This window comes from Phaeodactylibacter xiamenensis (assembly GCF_965229835.1).
GTDB classification, from domain to species: domain Bacteria; phylum Bacteroidota; class Bacteroidia; order Chitinophagales; family Saprospiraceae; genus Phaeodactylibacter; species Phaeodactylibacter xiamenensis.
On record NZ_OZ245931.1, the window covers coordinates 823,468 to 845,198 of the forward strand.

The window sequence follows — 21,731 nt, forward strand, 5'->3', positions numbered from 1 at the left end:
TCCTATGAAACTTAAGCTTTTACTCCCCACTCTGAGCTTATGCCTGTTACAATGGTTCAGTACTAATGCTCAATCCGGCTCTTTACCCAACGCCACGGTTCAGCTCTCGCCACCCAACGTCGAGCGGTTGATCCGCGAAGATGAGTCCAACGGTCTGCACAGCCGGGTTGCCGCTCCCCTAACTGCTGATATTGGGCTTGATAATGCCGGAACCTGGACCATCCATGCCGACGGCAGTGCTACCTGGACCTGTACTATACACGTTCCTGGTGCTTTGGGGCTTGGTTTCATCTACGATGCCTTTTACCTGCCACCTGGCAGTACCCTTGAGCTATCAGGCCCGGAAGAAACGCAAAAAGCCATCTATACTTTTCAGGACAATCAGCCCGGCGGGCAGTTTTTCTCCGGCTTCACCAAAGGGGCCACGGCCCAACTTACTTACCGGGAGCCCGCTCATGCCCGTCAGCAAGGCCGCATTCACATCCGCCGCGTAGACTACGGCTACCGCGAAAGCCCGAACCGTAGCGTGCTCAATTTTGGTTTTGGGACAAGCCTGGCCTGTCACCCCAATGCCAATTGTGATGCCGGGGACGGCTTCCGGGATATTCAGCGCAGCGTTTGCCGGATTGTGATGGTACTGGAAGAAGGCACCGGTTATTGCAGCGGCACGCTGATCAACAATACCGCGGAAGATGAAACGCCTTATATCCTCAGTGCCTACCACTGTGATGAAGGTTATACCCCCCTATATGACATGTGGCGGTTCGACTTTAATTATGAGGGTGAAAACTGTGGCAACCCAGCTACAGAGCCCGCCTTCCAATCTCTGATGGGTTGTCAGCGCCGGGCCAGCCGCAGAGAGAGCGACTTTGTTTTATTCGAGCTCAATAATGCCATTCCTCCGGGTTTTGAAGCTTACTTCGCAGGCTGGGACCGCCGGCCTGACGCTCCGGATGCAGGTATCATGTTTCACCACCCAAGCGGAGATATCAAAAAGGTTTCTGCTTACGATCAGGCACAGATACACCCCAGCAGCATCAACTGGCAGGCAGGGGCTACTCCGCCCAACCACCATTTTAATGTAGATTTTAGCGTGGGTACCTTTGAGCTGGGCTCTTCAGGAAGCGGTTTGTTTGATGGCACTGGCAAGATCAGAGGGCAGTTGCACGGTGGGTTTAATGGCTGCGATGACACCAATGCCTTCTATGGCCGCTTCACGCTTTCGTGGGATGAAGGCAGTACCCCTGATACCCGCCTGATGGATTGGCTGGACCCTGCCGGGACTAATGCCGACACTCTCGGCGGGCTTGATGCTTCGCCCCCCGCTATGGTAAGTATCGGCGGGATCATCACAAACGAAGATGGCGTTCCGGTTGCCAATACCACCGTTTACCTTTCAGGCCCGGTCAATGATACCGTTACCACAGGAGCTGATGGGCTGTATACTTTTTTTGATGTCCCGACCGGCAGCGTAGTAGGCCTGCATGCCTTCAAGGACGATGATATTCAGGAAGGGATTTCCAATCTCGACCTCATCCGTATCGGGCAGCATAACCTGGGCCTGCTCAGCCTCGATAGCCCCTACAAGGAAATTGCCGCTGATGTCAACAATTCCCAGTCTATCTCCGTATTGGATCAAATTGCGATTCGAAAAGCTATCCTTGGTATCAACATAGACTATGATGCTGTGGATATTTGGCGTTTTGCACCCGCCGCCTGGCCATTGAGCGGCCCCAATGATCCGATGGCAGCCCCTCTGCCCGGCGTTTTCATGATCAGTAACATTACCGGGAATATTCCGGATTTCGACTTTATAGGCATAAAATCGGGGGATGTCAACAATAGTGCGGACCCGGGAAATTGATCAGGGTTATACGTAGGTTTTGCCATTTTGCAAGCCCTGTTCTCTCGATGACTTCAATTCAAAAAAAAAGCCAGTGGATACGGTTTCACTGGCTTTTTGGTTTTTTACGGCTAATCTTAACGAGCCGGGTATCAATCGTCATCAGGTTCATAGTCTCCTGACAGGCCTGTTATGCGACACTGCCTGCCTTTAAGAGATGCTATGTTAGCATCTCTAACAGATGAAAAGGTTTGCCAAAGCCGGCTTCCCTTAGGGTCATAAATTAAAAGCGCCTGGTGCAAAGTGTTTGCACCAGGCGCCAGCCAGTAAATCTATCCATTAAGGTTTAGAACCTTATCGTGTTTTCAGGAATTTCACCACCTGCGGGGCACCATCTGAGGTACGAACTTCAAGGAAATAAGTGCCTGTGCTTAGGTTGGAGATATCCCAGTCCATCTGTGTATCCGGTGTGCGCAACTGCTCCTGCTTCATGATCTGCCCCAGCTGATTGCGGAGTGTGATCGTGGAAAGTTCAGGCAGTTCGGTTCCAAACTTCAGTGTGAGCTGATCAGTAGCCGGGTTCGGGAATACAGACAAGTCCATGCTTTCTGTAGTGAACAGGGCCTCCTGATCTAAACCAGGCAGGACTCCGTTGCTACCCTGATCAACAGCCAGGCTGTTAGTACCGGCAGTACTACTACCTGCAACCTGTACGTTGCTAAACACAGCATCTACGGTTCCATTTGGATGCGTGGTGTAAGCCACCATGCCTACCTCAACACACGATCCCATTTCCAGGTAAATCTGACGGTATGGGATCCAGTTGTTGCCAGTGTTGCTATACTGCGCCCGGATAAGATTCCCCTGACGGAAAATTCTCAACCAGAATGGGAAAGTTGCCCCACCTGTACCCCGGTCTAAGCTTCCACCAGTAGAGGTACGGCGCTCCCATGACAACAGGTTGGTGTCATTCTGCTTGAGCAGAGCTACGTACTTGGCGTTAGGCGCATTGCTCTCGCGAATGAATACGCCACCAAATCCACCAGATACGGACTCTACCTTCAGCTGAATACCGACCAGTCCGTTGCCATTGCTGCACAGGGTCTGTGAAATAGTAGCCAGGTTATCCGTGGGCGTCGGAGTGTTGTAAGCTCCTCCTTCAATGGTGAACTCATCAACACAAGGATTGTAGCTGTAAGTATTGCCACTTCCGGGGTTACCAATATCCACGCCTTCCCATGGTGAGGGCAGCGCAGTGATATCAGAAACCTCAATGGTAGCAGTACAAGTCGCTTCATTGCCGCAATCATCAGAAGCAGTCACCTGAATACTTGTCAGTCCGCCAACATCATCACAATCGATGATCGCCGGGCTGATATCCGTAACGGAAACGGTACTGCAGTTATCGAAGGATGCGCTAAAGTCGAATACATCTTCTGCAACAAGCGTCCGTTCTCCATCCGGGTCAAGCGGGATGAGCACGCCATTAAGGCAAACCGGCGTTGGAGCCGTGTTGTCCTCTACGGTAATGATCTGATCCTGCTCTGTCACATTGCCACAATCATCGGTAAGCGTCCAGGTACGGGTGATAATGACTTCCCCGGCACAGCTGCCCGGCACAATCACATCAGCGTACTTGGCCGTCAAGTCTGCAGAGCAGTTATCTGACTCATCGTCCACCGTTCCGGTAATGGAAGGATCAGCATCGTAATCACAATCAGCATCGGTAAAGATGGTCGTATTGTCTGGTACCGTAAAGGTAGGATCTGTATTATCCTCCACCGTAATGATCTGCACTTGAGTGGTGGTATTGCCACAATCATCTGTCAGGCTCCAGGTACGGGTAATAACCTGCTCTCCCTCACAATCTCCTGCCTCTACTTCATCGCTGTAAGTCGCATCAAGATCGGCAGTGCAATTGTCTGACTCATCTTCCACATCACCTGTTTCTGAAGGATCTGCATTAAATCCGCAGTTGGCATCCGTGAAGATGGTGGTATTGGCTGGTACGGTAAATTCAGGATCGATGTTGTCTTCCACTGTGATGGTTTGCACCTTGGTGGTGACATTGCCACATCCATCATCCACAGACCAGGTACGGGTAATGATCTGCTCACCTTCGCAATTCCCTGCTTCTACCTGATCACTGAAAGTAGCCTCAAGTCCGGTTGCGCCCGGTACGGGCCCGTATGTGCAGTTATCAGTGATATCTGTTACGTCACCGGTTTCGGCTACAGACGCATCAAAATTGCAATCAGCATCGGTAAAGATCGTAATATCGGCAGGCACAGCGAAGTCGGGCTTGGTGTTGTCCGTTACGGAGAACTCCTGCGTAAAGAAACGCTGATTACCACAGCCGTCTTCCAGCTTGTAGCGTACGCGTAGTTGCTTACTGCAGTCGTCGCCTTCGTTCATTACGTTCTCGTTCACCACATCTACGGTCAGCAGCAGGTCGCTCTGCGCTACGCAGTTGTCGCTTACCATGTCCGTTGGCGTAGTGAAGGATACACCCGCCACGGTGAAGGGCACTGCTACGCCTGGCGTCAGTACATCACCTGTTTCCAGACCATCTACTGTTGCGTTGGCCGGGCAGTCCGCACCATCCTCAGTTGTCAGCGTGAACTCCTCAGAGAACCCGCCTTTGTTGAAGTCGGGCTTGGTGTTGTCCGTTACGGAGAACTCCTGCGTAAAGAAACGCTGATTGCCACAGCCATCTTCCAGCTTGTAGCGTACGCGTAGTTGCTTACTGCAGTCGTCGCCTTCGTTCATTACGTTCTCGTTCACCACATCTACGGTCAGCAGCAGGTCGCTCTGCGCTACGCAGTTGTCGCTTACCATGTCCGTTGGCGTAGTGAAGGATACACCCGCCACGGTGAAGGCCACTGCTACGCCTGGCGTCAGTACATCACCTGTTTCCAGGCCATCTACTGTTGCGTTGGCCGGGCAGTCCGCACCATCCTCAGTTGTCAGCGTGAACTCCTCAGAGAACCCGCCTTTGTTGAAGTCCGGCTTGGTGTTGTCCGTTACGGAGAACTCCTGCGTGAAGAAACGCTGATTGCCACAGCCGTCTTCCAGCTTGTAGCGTACGCGTAGTTGCTTGCTGCAGTCGTCGCCTTCGTTCATTACGTTCTCGTTTACCACATCTACGGTCAGCAGCAGGTCACTCTGCGCTACGCAGTTGTCGCTTACCATGTCCGTTGGCGTAGTGAAGGACACACCCGCCACAGTGAAGGGCACTGCTACACCTGGCGTCAGTACATCACCTGTTTCCAGGCCGTCTACTGTTGCGTTGGCCGGGCAGTCCGCACCATCCTCAGTTGTCAGCGTGAACTCCTCAGAGAACCCGCCTTTGTTGAAGTCCGGCTTGGTGTTATCCTGAATCGTAAAGGTCTGTCCGCGCTGACGGAAGTTACCGCAGGCATCGAAGTAACGGAAGAACACCTTGAAGCTGCTCTCGCAGTCACCCGTAGCGATTTCGTTGATTTCCCAAACGAAGATTTCAATCTCTGAAGGGTCGCTGCAATTATCCGTGATATTATTGAAGCCCTGTACGGTGTTGCCGTGTACTGTAAAGCTCCAGTTGTCGGCTGCCGTAGCAATAGGGTTGCTTTGATCAACCACCAGATCGGTATCTGCTGATCCGGGGCAGGTTGCGCCATCCTCAGTAGTGAAGGTCATGTCCTGCAAAGCGATGCTGCTCGGGCGGGTATCGTCGACAATAGTAAATTCCTTACCACGCTGACGCCAGTTGCCGGCTTCATCGTAATAACGGAAAAATACTTTGAAGCTGCTTTCGCAGGCATCAGTGGAAATCTCATTGATTTCCCAAACATAAATATCAATATTAGCAGGGTCACTGCAATTGTCGGTGATGTTATTGAATCCATCGATTTCCACACCATGCACGAAGTAGCTCCAGGTATCCGCTGCGGTGGCAATCGGATTAACCTGATCAACGACCAGGCTGGTATTGGCAGTACCGGGGCATTCAGCACCATCTTCCTCTGTTGTCAGCGAGACATCAGGCAGTGCGATGCTGGATGGGCGCTCGTCATCTTCAACAGTTACGGTGAAGCTGCAGTCATCCTGGTTGTTGTTGCCATCTGTAACCACATAAGTCACGGTATACTCACCACCGCTCAGGGTAGTCGTGAAGGTTTCACCCTGTACAACTGTTTGCGGTGTACCATTATCAATACTAATGGTTAAGGTGATTGGGGTACATGCGCCAGCACTTTCAGTTGGGTTAGACCAGCTGGCGGAAGCCGTACAATCACCAGTGCCGTTGTTACTGGTTTGCACAATAATACTCCCGGGGCAGCTAATCACAGGCTCAGGCAGCACCACTACCGTAGTTTGCTGGTTCAGCCCTGTAGTTTCACAACCATTGGCATCCCGGATAGCCGTCAGGGTATAAGTGTAAGAACCTGGCTCCAGTCCCTGCAGGGTCCAGAATGGATTACCGTTGCCCGCACCAGCTGAAGTGTAGTTACCACCATTGAGCTCAGCAACAGCAACCTCGTAAGGCGGCTGGCCAATTGTGCCTTCGAAAGTCAGGAAAGCATCGGCATTGGCACAAACCGGGCCTGAGTTGCTGATGGTACCCGCTGGTGAAGGCCATACGCCTACCCATACACTACGGAAATCGTTGTTTCCACAGCCGGAAAGATCCTCAGCTATAAAGCTTAGGCGGATCCAAACGATGTCTGCTTCACCATGGCTGAGCGTTGCTACATAATCAGACAGCGTAGTGCCGCTGGCGATACCGCCACTTACCGGGCCATAGCCATTGGTGTAGCCGCCTCCCTGGCAGTTACCGCCTACCTTATAAGCCGCACCGAGCAGACGGAACTCAAAGTCTGTTCCTTCCACAAGGCCTTCAGCTTCGGATACCAGGTCAAAGTTGACCTCATCTCCGTTGCATATTTCGTTCGAATTCGGGCAGAAAGCACTCGGTGGGTTCTTGAAGACAAACCCGATTTTTGGCTGTGGCTTGATTTCCACTACAACTGACCGGAAGTCATTACTGCCACATTTCAGGTCTCTCAACACCAGATTGTACTGTACGAATACAGAAGCAGTTTCGTCGTGCGAAAGCGACTCATTAATCTGAGTGATCACGTCACCATTGCTCAATGTACCACCCATTAAAGGGCCATAGCCATTGGTATAGCCGCCAGAGCTACCTACCTGATGGCGTACCACCACTACCTCAACCTGGTAATCACTGCCCAGTCCATAGAGCGCTGCCTGAGCAGGCAAAGCGTCTACGCCGATATCAACGGTGCTGCCATTGCAGAGGGCGTTGTTGGCGAAGCCGGGAGGAGCAGAAAAGTCAAATGCCAGCTTCAGCTCAGGGCGAACCTCAACCACTACAGAACGGAAATCCTGTGTTCCGCATACCAGATCCTCCAGTACAAAGTTGTACTGTATGAGTACCGGCTCAGCTTCACTGTGAGACAGGGTTTCGTTTACACCCGAAATCACATCTCCACTGTTCAGTGTACCGCCGCTTACCGGGCCATATCCGGCAACAAAGCTGCTAGCGCTGGCTGTACGGTGGCGGACAATAACGTTGCGAATTTCATAGTCGCTGCCCTCGCTGTAGAATACTTCTTGTCCGGGCAGGACATCAAGGTCTATATCAACAGTACCTCCGTTGCAAATCTCATTATTGGCAAAGCCCGGAGGGTTTTTAAAGTCAAATGCCAGTTTCAGCTCAGGGCGTACTTCTACTACCTGTGTAGCGGTGTTCACGCAGCCATTTGCATCTTCTATCGTCAGTTCCACGGTATACATCACCGGAGCAGTTCCCATATTTGGCGGGAATACAATCTCCGCCCGGCGGCGCCCACTTACGTCACCTGACTGCCCGGCAAGGGTGATCGGTGCCGCAGGGCTTACACTCCAACTATAGCTGTTTACGCTTCCTCCGGGAGTAGGATTGCCCAGATTCGCGAGGTAAACGCCGGTCCCACCAGAACACACCTCCGCAAAGGGATTACCTGCAAACTGTTGAATTTCAACCGTTGGCAACGGGTTAACTGTTACCATGTGGGTTGGCGCATCTACTGAGCAGCCATTGTCATAAGTTACCATTAAATCTACCGACTCTGAGCCGGCATCAGCCCAGGTGGCACCAATACGCCGTGGTGTATTATCTAATGCCAACTGACCTGTGCCTCCTGTGCCTGCACCCGGATCTTCAACGGGGCTGCCGGAAAAGCTCCAGCTGTAGTTGGCCACAGGGGGCGGGCCGGAAGAGGAGATCGATGCCAAAAAGATGGCCTGATCACCTTCACATACTTCGTCAAATGGGTTGCCACCAAATGAGCCAATTGTGATAGCGGGCGCATCCAGTACCGTTACGTCAAGGGAATTGGCAGATGTGCAACCCGTAGCAATATTCGTCACCAGGAAAGACAGGGTATGCGTGCCTGGCGTCGTCCACTCAATCTGTATATTGCGAACCCCCTGGCCAGCGATGATGTTACCGCCGCCAGACAAGGTCCAGCTTACATTATTGATACCTGCAGTATTAGCTTCTGTACCGTATTCGAATACATCGCCGGGACAAGCGTCGTGGTCTGCATCAAAATCCAGAGTTTCAGCGAAAGGGAAAGCCACATCTGTACCCGCTGTTCGGAACATATCGCTCGGTGGAGTATTAACCACCACATCCAGCTGAGGCGCACTCACACTACAGCCGTTGTCGTAAGTGACATCAAGATTGACAGATTCGGCTCCGGGGCTTGCCCAGGCCGCACCAATACGGCGGGGTGTTCCATCGGTAGCTAACTGGCCGGTGCCACCACCACCTGCACCTGATACGGTAACCGGGCTACTGGCATTACTGCTGAAAGCCCAGGAATAACTGGCTACCGGCGGTGGGCCGGAAGAAGAAATGGAAGCCAGGTATACGCCCTGCTCATCCGGGCAAAGCGCATCAAATGGATTGCCTGCAAATGAGCCAATTGTAATAGCTGGCGCATCCAGTACCGTTACGTCAAGGGAATTGGCAGATGTGCAACCCGTAGCAATATTCGTCACCAGGAAAGACAGGGTATGCGTGCCTGGCGTCGTCCACTCAATCTGTATATTGCGAGCCCCCTGGCCAGCGATGATGTTACCGCCACCAGACAAGGTCCAGCTTACATTATTGATACCTGCAGTATTAGCTTCTGTACCGTATTCGAATACATCGCCGGGACAAGCGTCGTGGTCTGCATCAAAATCCAGAGTTTCAGCGAAAGGGAAAGCCACATCTGTACCCGCTGTTCGGAACATATCGCTCGGTGGAGTATTAACCGCCACATCCAGCTGAGGCGCACTCACACTACAGCCGTTGTCGTAAGTGACATCAAGATTGACAGATTCGGCTCCGGGGCTTGCCCAGGCCGCACCAATACGGCGGGGTGTTCCATCGGTAGCTAACTGGCCGGTGCCACCACCACCTGCACCTGATACGGTAACCGGGCTACTGGCATTACTGCTGAAAGCCCAGGAATAACTGGCTACCGGCGGTGGGCCGGAAGAAGAAATGGAAGCCAGGTATACGCCCTGCTCATCCGGGCAAAGCGCATCAAATGGATTGCCTGCAAATGAGCCAATTGTAATAGCGGGCGCATCCAGTACCGTTACATCAAGGGAATTGGCAGATGTGCAACCCGTAGCAATATTCGTCACCAGGAAAGACAGGGTATGCGTGCCTGGCGTCGTCCACTCAATCTGTATATTGCGAGCCCCCTGGCCAGCGATGATGTTACCGCCGCCAGACAAGGTCCAGCTTACATTATTGATACCTGCAGTGTTAGCTTCTGTACCGTATTCGAATACATCGCCGGGACAAGCGTCGTGGTCTGCATCAAAATCCAGGGTTTCAGCGAAAGGGAAAGCCACATCTGTACCCGCTGTTCGGAAGGCATCACTGGGGTTATCATTCACAGTGATGGTATGCGTAGGTGCAGTTGAAGTACATCCATTTGTAAAAGTCACATCAAGATCAACGGTTTGCGGACCGAGGTCAGCCATACCATAGGTAGCACCCTGATTACGTTTGGTGACACCATCTGCAGCTGTCTGCCCATAATCCATAACGGATGGGGAACCAGAGAAGGACCACTTGTAAGTTTGCACGGGCGGAAGCATCGTACTACCGGCAGCGGCAGGAGAAGCCAGGAACCGTGCTTCTTCTCCAAGGCATACCGCGTTGAACGGATTCTGCGCAAAAGGCTGAATACTAATATCCGGTACCTGATTGATGGTTTTAGTCAGGCCGGTAAGCACACCACCTTCACAACCTGTTTCCGTATTGCGAATAAAGGCTTCCACTTCATAAGTACCGTAAAGAGGCATATTATTCACACCGGTAGCCAGTTCGGAAGGCCGGAAACTGAAACCACCATTAAAGATGGAAAACTCATCATTGGTCGTCGAATTATCAGCCTGCGTGTATTCGCCACTGGCAAAAGCTGGCGTATCACTGCCAGGAAAAGGAACGAAGTTAACGATACGCCAAACAACGACTTCATTCGCGTTCAGGCTGGCACCGCCAACTTGCAGCCGCCGCAACGTATTCTGAGACTCTCCGTAGCAATGGGGGTCATCAAAAACGGTAGTACTCAAAGTGCCAGGTGTTGGCGCTACGTAACCGTAGAATTCAATGTCATCAATTCCATTGTCTGCGGTGTTACCCAGCCAGAGCTGATCAAAGGTGCCCTGACTGCCATCATGAAAACCATACACCCTAAAGGATATGGCTCCGGTTACCTGTTCAAAACCAGGACCATTGAGCGGCACGGTGTATTGACCTACACCCGAAACGGAAAAAGTGCCCAGCGGAGTATTAAAATTATCGCCTCCTGCATCACTGTACACTACAGCGTTGGGGATAGGAGCTCCGTTGAAAGTACCCAGATAAAGCCTTAGCTCAGTGAGGGTCATGCAGTTTCCATTGCTGGGGCGAATCGTGATTTTGTAGTAATCTGCAGCACCCCGGGCAGTTGCCAGGTCGGAGCCGTCCCAGTTTCGGGCCGTGAAGGTATTGGCTCGTGCAGGCGTACCGGCTGTGTTAAGTCCGCCTCCGCGCCGTACATCGCCAGAGGTAGCGTTGATGCCCGGAGCATTGGTAGTTGCCAATACGGAGAATTCGTCACCGCTATTTCCACCAAAGTCCCAGGCTTTAAGGAGTGTCTGTGCACTCAGGCTGCCTGCCCCAGCTGCAAATACAAGGATAAAAGCAAGCAAACCCAGCGCCGAGCGCAGCGGTATCGCTAACTGCAGGGGAAGATGGAAAGCATGGGAATACCTTAAAGGTAAGACACTGCTTTCAGGCTTCCGCCTTCGAAAAAAAGTGTTAGTGTAATTCATAAGCATTCGAGGTTTGTGATTGTTTAGCGTTTATTTATGACCATAGGCCAATTATGGGCATAGATTTATCTTTTGGTCAAATGACCATTACTTTCATTGTTCGCAGAAAGGGTTTTTAAAATTTAATGCTCCTCACGCTGACCTTGGGCAATATGTAGTCTCCAGAGCCGCAGCGAGCCTTAAATGTGCATACTTTTGACGTTGAACAACCTCAGACAATACACATATAGCCTTGAAGGCAAAACCTTTCAGCCGGGCGTACCTCTTAAAGGGCAGCCTATGCGTTGCCGGTGTTACTGTAACTGTCTTAGCTACCCACATAACTACTTATCTTCCAACACAGCGTCTTTTAATCACCAGGTATGGCAAATAGACCCATAACAGAAGATAGTAAAGTACCTATACAGATATGCTTACCTGTATCTACCATTAAGTTGTTTGAGCAGCAAAACGTGTATGAAGACAGCATACATAGTCAGGTAAGGAGGGAATTTTGTACGTATACCTTTTTATACACTGGAAAACAAGTAGGTCAACAGACGCATCAAGTTAGGAGGCTTGGAAGTGCCCGCTGATCTTACTAAGTCCGTCCAGGTACACAAATGTCTTCATGCAAAATACTGCAATAAAATGTGACAGCTTCAATCAAAAATAATAAAAAATTTTGCTCCTAAAGGAGCCACGAATCAGGGAAGCAACAAGTACTTATTCTGACTCGGTTTTTGCGCATACTGTCATGACCACAGAAAGTGGTTTAGGAGTGCATACTTGAGCGAGGTTACAATTCTCTGATAATACTTTAGCGTGTCGAATCAAAGCATAGCAAATATAATAACTGTTTTTGATTTATCAAAACGATGCATAACCAACAATGAAATAAATGCAAAACTGTCTATTGACTTACAAAATAAGTTTCGTTCAAATCGTGAACAGCAATATGATTTTCGGAATACCCAGAGCTCACAAGAGGAACACTATGGTTTTTCGTTTTTTAAGCGTTCTATTTCTTCAGCGACTTTTTCTGCCTCTGCGGACTTTTGCGCGTAGGCTTTGATATCACCTCCCCGCTGTATTTCCATGGCTTCTTCCATAAGCTTAAGATACTTCTTTTCGAGCTTCTTGACCGGGTCTTTTTTGAATAGTCCAAACATAATCCACTGGTTTTTTGAAGGAAACACTAATGCCTGAAAATGGTTGTCAAAAACAAAGCCGGATACCCCAGTTAAGCGGTACCCGGCTCTTATTGCCTGTTCAATTGTTCTCCATGGAGGAGGAACCTGATTTTAAGCCACAGCTTCCTTCACCAGATCCGCTGCTTCCTGTAGCAGGATAGCAGATTTAACGGCGAGGCCCGACTCATCGATCAAAGTCTTCGCGACATCAGCATTAGTCCCTTGCAAACGCACGATAATGGGCACCTCAATGTTACCCATATTCTTGTATGCATCCACAACCCCCTGCGCCACGCGGTCACAGCGAACAATGCCACCAAAAATATTAATGAGGATGGCCTTCACTTCCGGGTCTTTGAGGATGATGCGGAAAGCCTGCTCTACACGCTTGGCATCAGCGGTACCGCCAACATCAAGGAAGTTGGCAGGTTCACCACCAGAAAGCTTGATAATATCCATAGTCGCCATGGCCAGGCCGGCACCATTTACCATACAGCCTACGTTGCCATCCAGCTGAACATAGTTCAGGCCGTATTCTTTGGCTTCCACTTCGGTTGGGTCTTCCTCATCGGTATCGCGAAGCTCAGCAAGGTCAGGGTGGCGGTACAACGCGTTATCGTCAAGCGTCACCTTGCAATCCACAGCGATAATGCGGTCGTCCCCAGTCTTAAGACAAGGATTGATTTCAAACAGTGAAGCATCTGCACCTACAAAAGCTTTGTACAGAGAACTGATAAACTTCACCATCTCTTTCATCGCCTTTCCGTTCAGACCGAGGTTAAAGGCAATTTTACGTGCCTGGAAGCCCTGCAGGCCAAGTGTCGGGTCGATGTATTCCTTATGTACGAGATGTGGCGTCTCTTCTGCTACAGTTTCAATGTCCATACCTCCTTCAGTGGAGTAAATGATGACATTGCACTTTTTCTCCCGGTCCATGAGTACAGACACATAAAACTCATCGCACTCGTCCGGAGAAGGCACGTATGCATCCTCGGCTACCAGGATTTTTTTAACCAGCTTGCCCGGGCCTTCCATGCCCCCCGGTGTCTGCGGGGTCTTCAGCATCATGCCCAGGATAGCATCTGCCTTTTCCTTGAGATCGCCTTCGTTTTTCACCAATTTCACACCACCGCCTTTTCCGCGGCCGCCGGCATGGATTTGAGCTTTGACTACGGCAAAGCCAGAGCCTGTTTTTTCTTTGATCTTCCCGTAGGCCTCAATGGCTTCATCTACGGTATTGGCCACGAGGCCTTCCTGTATGGCTACGCCATAGCTCTTCAGCAATTCTTTTCCTTGGTATTCGTGAAGGTTCATGCGCTATTAATATGGTTTGTGATGGATGCCCAAATGTAGTGATTTTATGCAGCTATCAGAAGCTTTTGGCTGCAAAATGGCAAAGTAAAGCCCCTTGACTCTCCGCGCTTTTTCGTACTTTTAGACTTACTACAAAGGCCTTGGCCAAGTTAATAAGCTGACTATCAGGCGGCCTTTGCCAATACTGCTAAATTAAAATGATGCTATGGCGACAAATACCTCCGTTACCCCTTCCAGTGAAATCGCGCCTTTGATTCAAAAACGGCTGCGGGATTTCAACACCGTCTGGAAAATGCGCCTGTTTTTCCTAAAACGGCTCCCCTCGTGCTGGTTTTGGGGTATCCGGGTGGATGCTTGTGACACCAATACCTGTGTGGTGAGCATGCCATACCGCTGGACCACCCAAAACCCTTTTCGGTCCACTTACTTCGCCGCGCTTAGCGGAGCAGCTGAGCTTTCCACCGGTACGTTAGCTTTGCTGGCCCTTACTGGAAAAGGGAAGATCTCCATGCTGATTACCGGGTTCGAAGCAAAGTTTATCAAAAAAGCCGACACCCGCACCACTTTTACCTGTAATGCGGGTGCCGAAATCTACGCGGCAGTGGACCAGGCAATTGCCACCGGTGCCGGGCAGGAAGTTACGGTGCTGACCACCGGCCGAAATACCCGTGGCGACGTAGTTTGCGAAATGCGCCTGACCTGGTCCTTCAGGAAGAAAGCCTGACAGGCTATTTCTTCTTTTTAGCCGTAGTCGTTTTTTTCTTGGAAGGTGCCTTTTTCCCGGCCGTCTTTTTCTTTGTTTCCTTAAATGAGCCAGGCAACTCTGCCTCAATAATAGCCTTCACCTGCTCAAGGGTAAGATCTTTGGCAGCCTCTGAGGTCATGCGCTCACCATCCACTTTAGGAATTTTGACGTTTTTGCGCTTGAAGCGGATAAAGGGCCCCCAACGGCCATTCTCCACGGATATTTTTTCGTCATCCCAACGGTGGATATAGCGGTTGGCTTCCTTTTCGATTTTTTTCTCAATCAGCTCATGCATGTCCTCCAGCGAGATATTATCGAAGTCGTATTTCCGGGGCACATTCACAAACAAGCCATCATACTTCAGGAAGGGTCCAAAACGGCCTTTGCCTTTAGTGATCGGTTTGCCTTTGTAAGTACCTACCGGTGCATCTTCTTTTTGTTTGGCTTTAATCAGCTCGAAAGCCCGCTCCTGGGAAAGCTCCAGTGGGTCTTCATCTTTTGGGATAGATACAAAGAACTTCTCTCCCATTCGTACATAGGGACCAAACCGTCCAACGCCAACCTGAACGGGCTCACCTTTATACTCCCCTAAATCGCGGGGAAGCTCAAAAAGCTTAAGTGCCTCCTCGTAAGTAATGGTCTCCATAGACTGCCCGTGACGAAGATTAGCATACTTAGGCTTTTCGTCCTCGTCCAACTCATCGGGCGCTCCGATTTGTGCCACCGGGCCGTTGCGGGTCATCCGCGTAAGTAAAGTACGGCCGGATTCCGGATCTTTACCAAGCACCCGCTCCCGGGTAGGGCGATCTGCGTTTTCGAGCGTCTTTTCCACAGTTTCGTGGAACGGCCCGTAAAATGCCTTCAGCATGTTGGTCCACTCCTTGCTGCCCTCAGCTATAGAGTCGAATTGCTTCTCAATATCAGCCGTGAAGCTGTAGTTCATGATTTCCTTAAAGTGCTCACTCAGGAAATCGGCTACCGTAATGCCCATATCGGTGGCAAACAGGCGGTTCTTGACCGCGCCGGTCATCTCCGTCAGGGTTTCCTTTTTGATGTCGCCAGCCTTGGTCAGGGTCAGGAGTTGGTAGTCACGCTCGGTACCATCACGCGTTTCCTTGATAATATAGCCACGCTCCGGTTCCATGATTTTGCTAATTGTGGGCGCGTAGGTAGACGGGCGGCCAATGCCCAGCTCTTCCAGTTTCTTAACCAGTGCCGCCTCCGTGTACCGGGATGGCGGACGGGTAAACCGCTGAATGGCAGTCATATTGAATAGGTTAAGGTCCTGCCCTACTTTCAGCGGAGGCAGCATGCCCTTAGCTTCCTGGTCTTCATCCTCATCGTCTGTGGACTCCAGATAGACTTTCAGGAAACCATCAAACTTAAGCACTTCGCCCTCTGCCTTGAGGTAAGCATCAGGGACCGTACTAATGCCAATTTTGACAATGGTCTTTTCCAGTTCCGCATCAGACATTTGAGAAGCAATGGTCCGTTTCCAGATGAGTTCGTACAAACGCTGCTCATCCCGGTTGCCGGAAGCATTTTGCTTGTTGATATAGGTTGGGCGAATCGCCTCGTGCGCCTCCTGTGCGGAAGCAGACTTGCCTTTGTAGCGTCGTGTTTTCACATAGTTAGAGCCGTAGAGATGCTCGATTTCCTTGGAGATGCTCTTAAGCGCCACTTCGCTTAAAGCCACAGAATCCGTACGCATATAGGTAATATGCCCTGCTTCATAGAGGCGTTGCGCCACACTCATCGTGCGCTGCACACTAAAACCCAGCTTCCGGCTCGCTTCCTGTTGAAGGGTGGAAGTAGTGAAGGGGGCTGTAGGCCGGCGCTTGAGTGGCTTTATGTCAATATCGGTGATGCTGAAAACCGCTTCACGGCACTCCTGCAGGAACTGCTCTGCGTCCTTCTCAGTAGAAAAACGGGACGGGTTCTCTGCCTTAAGCTTTACAGATTTGCCTTGCTCATTCTTTACATCAAAAAGTGCATTAACCCGGAAGAACGGCGAGGGCTCAAAATTCATAATCTCACGCTCCCGTTCCACCAGAAGCTTGACCGCTACGGATTGTACCCGGCCGGCAGATAGTTTCCCCTTGATTTTTTTCCAGAGGATCTCAGACAGTTCATAGCCTACCAAACGGTCCAAAATGCGCCGGGCCTGCTGAGCATTGACCAGGTTCACGTCCACCGTTCGTGGCTGCGTGATGGCTTTTTGGATAGCTGGCTTGGTAATTTCCCGGAATACGATCCGTTTGGTCGAGGCCTCATCAAGCCCGAGCACCTTACAAAGGTGCCAGGAAATAGCCTCTCCCTCGCGGTCTTCATCCGTTGCGAGCCAGACTTCATCCGACTTTTTAGCCAGGTCTTTGAGTTCCTTGACTACCTTTTTCTTATCGGAAGAAACGACATACTTCGGTTCGAAGTCGTTCTCAATGTCCACAGCTCCGCCCCGTTTATCCAAATCACGGACATGGCCGAAGCTCGACTTGACGGTGAAGTCTTTGCCGAGTATTTTTTCTATGGTTTTCGCCTTGGCTGGCGACTCTACTATAAGTAAGTTCTTTGGCATAGTTCTTTATTGGTACAAAGCGCTTTTACGACTGCAAAGGTATAAAATTCATGAATTGTTCAAGCCCGGGGCAAGCACACTGCCCCTTATATACGCAAAAAACTGGAATCAAAGTGTATATTTGCGACAACAGACACTTTTTATTTTTCTTCATATATAACAAAACGCACCTGAGTGAAAGAGCTAACATTTAAATGTAAAATTAATTCCTCAATTTTGCGTTTAAATGCCAGCCTTACCTTCCAAAGAAAACTAAACATAAAAATATCATCAAATTCTAAACGCCATTTCCACCTTTTGCTTATGCGCCTGTTTTTCATCCTGATCTCTTTACTGCTATTTAGTGGCTCACTGCCTGGCCAGCGGTATTTCCCGATCAAGAAGGACAACAAATGGGGCCTGATTGATGCTTCCGGCGAGCTGGTACAGGCTCCGGTTTATGATGCCATCGGAGAATTCAAGCAGTTTGGCTATGCTGTTATGCAGTTTGAAGGCAAGGTGGGGCTGCTTGGCGACAATGGGCGGCGGATACTGGAACCCCGGTATGAGGATATTAAAGTACTGGATTCCACCCTGATAGCGGTTATGAGTGATAAATCATGGATGGTGGTCAACCTTTTTGGCAAAGTCATCCTGGAAAAGGGCTACGAGCGGGTCCACGTCGTACGCCCCAACTTTCTTACTTTCCAAAAAGACGGTAAATGGGGGCTTACCAATCAGTTTGGGCACCGCCTGGCTCCTCCTGAATACGATGAAATCAAGTCTTTTGGCAACTCTTTTTTCCTGACCCGCAAAAACCAGCAACTGGGCCTGCTCTCCGGTACCGGGCGGCAGATCATTGCCAACCGGGCAGAAGATATTCAGGTATACCAGGATAGCCTGTTCTTTTTCAAAGAGGACAATCACTGGGGGGCAGTAGACTTTTACGGTATCGAAAGAATCCCCTGTGAATTTAAAGGCTACAGCAAAATTGATGAAGGGTATATCAAGCTAAGTAGCGAAAAGGGCAATAAAGTCTTTAGCCTTTACTGCAACCGGGTAATCACCCCAGGCTGGCATCACGATTATTACCCTTTTTCTCCCCGCTATCTGATTGTAAAAGACAATCGGCGCCTGGGGCTCATTAACTGGTGCGGGCAGGAAATCTTTAAGCCAGACTACAATGAAATACAACCCTACACCCGCAATCACTTCCGGGTAAACCAGGAAGGGCTCTGGGGGGTGGCTACCCAGGAAGGGCAGCTGCTAATCCCTGTAATCTACGACTATATCGCTCCACGAAAGGGCAAACTCTGCATTGTCAAAAAAGCCGGGCGGTTTGGGCTCGTCCATATTGACGGCACGGAGATTGTAGCCCCCACCTATAACCGCATTGTGCTCGAGCAGCAGCAAGCTAAGGCTTACACCGAAAGCCCCGGCGGAGGAGAACAGCTTACCCTCCTGACTTTCGATACAGAAGGCCATCTGCGTGATGCCAGCCAGCTGCAACAGCACTTTCAGGTAAAAATAGGTGGTGAACCCCTAACCGGCAAACAGGCAGATGGGGGCGATGCGTCCACTCTGAACAGCCAGCTTCTCGAACATTTTGAATGGTTCTATGCCCCGGAGGAAGACCGGTGGGGATTGCGCCGCCTTAGTGATGGGGGGGTTCAGATCGAACCTATGTTTTCCTACGTACAGGTGGAGCATGAGCTGGGGCTGACTTTAGTGGGCATTCCTCAGTCCCACACGGTTGGATTTGACCGTACGCGGTTCCGGTTCGACCGAACTTATGGTATTGTCAACAATGAGATTGGGCTGATGGTTACCGAGCTGGAGTTCCTCGACATTCGCCTGAGTGACTTTAACCTGGGCGGCAGCCTGGCCCGTTGTATTTTCACCAATGGCAGGCATGGCCTGATTGACCTGACAGGCCGGATTGTCCGGCAGGACCTCGCCTATATCGGAGATTTTGTTAATGGCATTGCCCGTTTTAGTTTTAGCGGGCAATTATCCGGAAGCCAGGAGGAAACACTGCACCTCGGGAGCATCCGGGATTACCTGCGAGACCTTGCCTCGCCCGGTATCATGCAGGATTACACACAGTACGATATTGAGTTCAGGGCACTAGCTAATCTCATTTGTGAGGGCTGTGAATGGGGCTACCTTGATCAGGAAGGACAAGTGGTTGTCCCACCGCAGTATACTTATGCTAAAGATTTCGTCAATCAGGTTGGCATTGTGGCATGCCACGACAAATGGGGCATGGTCAACCGGGATGCGAAGATCATCCTACCGTGTGAGTACGATGGTGTCCAATTTATGGAAAACACAGACAACCAGATGGTCCGGGTATACATTAGGGAACCAAAATACGGGCTGGTTGACACTCTTGGGCAGATCACGGTCAGTGCCGTCTACGACGAGCTGGGGTACTTCAGCGAAGGCAGGCTGGCTGTGCGCCGCAACGGGCTCTGGGGCTTTGTAAACACCGATGGTATGGAAGTCATCCCCTGCCGCTTTCGCGAAGTTCAAAACTTCAGCCAGGGCCTGGCGGCTGTCCGCCTGGGCTCAGGATGGGGTTTTGTGGACAAGCAGGGGCGTATCATGATCGATTTGCAGTACCGCAGAGTAGGGAGTTTTTCCGACGGGCTGGCTTGGGTCGCCACCGATGATGGCATGGGCTATATTAATGAAGCCGGCACCATGGTCATCCAACCGGATTTTGACCGTGCTTATGATTTCCAAAATGGCACCGCCCGGGTGATGGTGGATCAAAACTATGGCCTCATTGATGTCAATGGAGCATACGTTCAGCGGCCACGTTTTACTCATATTGAGGCCTTTGACGCTAACGGGCTGGCCATTGCACAGGATGGAGGGCATACCGTACACTATGAACTGATCGATCAACAGGGCGATGCGGTCACCAAGCAAAAGTACAAGTCGATTGAGCCTTTCCGGGAAGGGTTAGCTGTTGTGAAGACCAAAAATGGGTACGGCTATATTGATGTGCGCGGGAATCTGGTTATTGAAGACCGATTTTCTAAAGCCAGTCCATTTTCGGAGGGCCTGGCAGCAGTGCAGATAGACGGACAATGTGGCTATATCGACAGGTCCGGGCAACTGGCCATACCTTGTGATTTTTCCAAATGCCTGGATTTCAAAGATGGCCGCGCAGTAGTGTACAAAGGTATGCGCAAAGCCGGCCTTATCGACCAATCCGGCAGTGTGCTCATAGAGCCCAGCCTTGACCGACTGCTCAACTTCCAGGAAGGCCGTGGCCTGGTCAGGGACGAACAATACCGGTTTTACTACATCACCGAACAGGCCAGCCCCTACGATGGCTACTATGAGCAGGCTACCGAATTCCAACATGGCGTAGCAGTGGTACAGGTAAATGGGAAATGGGGCATTATCAACCAGAAAGGCATTGAAATCATCCCCCCACGCTACGACAAAATTGAGTCCTTCCGGGATGGGTACGCCCGGGTCCGGATTCAGGGTTTCAATGGGCTGGCCAGCCTGGAAGGCGAGCTGTTGGTGCAGCCTGATTATGAGTACATCAGCTACGCCGGAGAAGGGCTCTACCGCGTGGAAAAGGGTGATAAAATTGGTTATTTTGACCAGTCCGGACAGTGGGTCTGGGCGCTGAACCGATAACAACCCGGCACAGCGCTCCATTCGCCAATTGTGGCCTTCCGTCCGAAAACTTCCCCCCGTTTATCTATTTTCTGCCGGCCTTGGCATAAGGTTATTGAAAAAACCTGAGGGATGCCTTATTTTAGACACCACGGTCAATCCGGTGCCGCACACCGGGGCAATTCTGAAAGTATTCCAACTATGAAGAAAAAGAACGTAGCAGGTTTTTTGGCATTAATTTTTGGCTTTTTCGGTGTGCACCGGTTTTACCTGGGGCAACGCGCTTTCGGTATTCTATACATGATAATTGCATTTTTTGCTATTTTAATTACCGCTGAAGAGGGCGTACCTTTTGTCCTCGCTCCTGCCATACTGGCACTTGTGGATGCCGTTCTATTCTTTGCTATGCCCAGAGAGGACTTTGACCGCCGCTACAATAAAGATAAAGACCGCCATTGGTATGGCAGGCACTACCAAAACACCGACCGTTTCCCTGCACCAAACCGCCGCCGCAGGGTTCACCAATCTGAGTTTGAAATCGTCAAGCGGAGAGGTATCCAAAACTTCCGCGATTACTGCTTTGAGGCAGCCGCTGAGGATTTTGAGCAAGCCCTGAGCATTGAACCCGAAAATGCGGCCATCCACTACAATCTGGCAGCCACCTACTCTATGCTGGAGGACGAGCAGCTGGCTTTCCAGCACCTTGAGGAGGCGGTGGAATGTGGCTTTGACCAGGTAGAAAAAATCCATAACCACGACGCCCTGGCTTTCCTGCGCTCCCGCCCGGCTTTTCAGGCTTTTGCAGACAATGGTTACCGGCTGCCGGCACTTGGGCTGGAGGGGCCGGAAATAGCTGAAGAACTGGAGTTGAAATCCACCCGCCCCTCCCCTGTCGCCAAAGGTGCAGCAGCGCCTCCAAGCGATAAATTACTGGAGCAAATTGTAGAACTGGGCAAGCTCCGCGACCGGGGCATCCTCACTGATGAAGAATTCGCACAGCAAAAAGAAAAACTGCTGATGAAGCAGCATGGGTAAAATGCTTTGGCAGTAAACTAAAAACGGGCAGGACCATGAAGTTCCTGCCCGTTTTTA

8 protein-coding genes are annotated in these 21,731 nt (G+C 50.8%); 4 read left to right on the forward strand and 4 right to left on the reverse strand.

Going from position 1 to position 21,731, the window contains the following annotated elements; genetic code table 11:
• The first annotated feature begins 4 nt into the window (after positions 1-4).
• Positions 5-1,864 (forward strand): hypothetical protein, encoded by a 1,860-nt coding sequence (locus tag ACO08I_RS03120; protein ID WP_421948455.1) that lies wholly within the window; start codon positions 5-7, stop codon positions 1,862-1,864.
• A gap of 333 nt (positions 1,865-2,197) precedes the next feature.
• Here ACO08I_RS03120 and ACO08I_RS03125 read toward each other — a convergent pair whose 3' ends face one another.
• From ACO08I_RS03125 to sucC, 3 genes are all read right to left on the reverse strand, one after another.
• Positions 2,198-11,212 (reverse strand): T9SS type A sorting domain-containing protein, encoded by a 9,015-nt coding sequence (locus ACO08I_RS03125; RefSeq protein WP_421948456.1) that lies wholly within the window; start codon positions 11,210-11,212, stop codon positions 2,198-2,200.
• 974 nt (positions 11,213-12,186) lie between these two features.
• On the reverse strand, positions 12,187-12,363 hold the full coding sequence (locus tag ACO08I_RS03130) for a DUF6435 family protein (RefSeq protein ID WP_152605222.1): 177 nt from the start codon (positions 12,361-12,363) through the stop codon (positions 12,187-12,189).
• Between the two features lie 132 nt (positions 12,364-12,495).
• Entirely contained in the window at positions 12,496-13,698 is a 1,203-nt protein-coding gene (sucC, locus tag ACO08I_RS03135) for an ADP-forming succinate--CoA ligase subunit beta (RefSeq protein WP_044227147.1), read from the reverse strand.
• 205 nt (positions 13,699-13,903) lie between these two features.
• Between sucC and ACO08I_RS03140 the strand changes: the two genes are divergently transcribed.
• Positions 13,904-14,422, forward strand: a complete 519-nt coding sequence (locus tag ACO08I_RS03140; RefSeq protein WP_282773845.1) for a DUF4442 domain-containing protein — start codon at positions 13,904-13,906, stop codon at positions 14,420-14,422.
• A 4-nt stretch (positions 14,423-14,426) separates the two neighbouring features.
• Here ACO08I_RS03140 and topA read toward each other — a convergent pair whose 3' ends face one another.
• Positions 14,427-17,018, reverse strand: coding sequence for a type I DNA topoisomerase (topA, locus tag ACO08I_RS03145; RefSeq protein ID WP_282773847.1), 2,592 nt, complete (start codon positions 17,016-17,018; stop codon positions 14,427-14,429).
• A gap of 303 nt (positions 17,019-17,321) precedes the next feature.
• On the opposite strand from topA, the gene ACO08I_RS03150 reads away from it, so the two are divergent.
• Together ACO08I_RS03150 and ACO08I_RS03155 are read left to right on the forward strand one after the other, a co-directional pair.
• Complete coding sequence (locus ACO08I_RS03150) at positions 17,322-20,660, forward strand: WG repeat-containing protein (RefSeq protein ID WP_421948457.1); 3,339 nt, start codon at positions 17,322-17,324, stop codon at positions 20,658-20,660.
• Between the two features lie 111 nt (positions 20,661-20,771).
• Positions 20,772-21,674, forward strand: coding sequence for an NINE protein (locus ACO08I_RS03155; RefSeq protein WP_282773850.1), 903 nt, complete (start codon positions 20,772-20,774; stop codon positions 21,672-21,674).
• Positions 21,675-21,731: the final 57 nt, after the last annotated feature.

Excerpts from the sequence above, each read along its gene's own strand:
- ACO08I_RS03120 (WP_421948455.1), top strand. The coding sequence starts at position 5 with ATGAAACTTAAGCTTTTACTCCCCACTCTGAGCTTATGCCTGTTACAA.
- ACO08I_RS03125 (WP_421948456.1), bottom strand. The coding sequence starts at position 11,212 with ATGAATTACACTAACACTTTTTTTCGAAGGCGGAAGCCTGAAAGCAGT.
- ACO08I_RS03130 (WP_152605222.1), bottom strand. The coding sequence starts at position 12,363 with ATGTTTGGACTATTCAAAAAAGACCCGGTCAAGAAGCTCGAAAAGAAG.
- sucC (WP_044227147.1), bottom strand. The coding sequence starts at position 13,698 with ATGAACCTTCACGAATACCAAGGAAAAGAATTGCTGAAGAGCTATGGC.
- ACO08I_RS03140 (WP_282773845.1), top strand. The coding sequence starts at position 13,904 with ATGGCGACAAATACCTCCGTTACCCCTTCCAGTGAAATCGCGCCTTTG.
- topA (WP_282773847.1), bottom strand. The coding sequence starts at position 17,018 with ATGCCAAAGAACTTACTTATAGTAGAGTCGCCAGCCAAGGCGAAAACC.
- ACO08I_RS03150 (WP_421948457.1), top strand. The coding sequence starts at position 17,322 with ATGCGCCTGTTTTTCATCCTGATCTCTTTACTGCTATTTAGTGGCTCA.
- ACO08I_RS03155 (WP_282773850.1), top strand. The coding sequence starts at position 20,772 with ATGCCTTATTTTAGACACCACGGTCAATCCGGTGCCGCACACCGGGGC.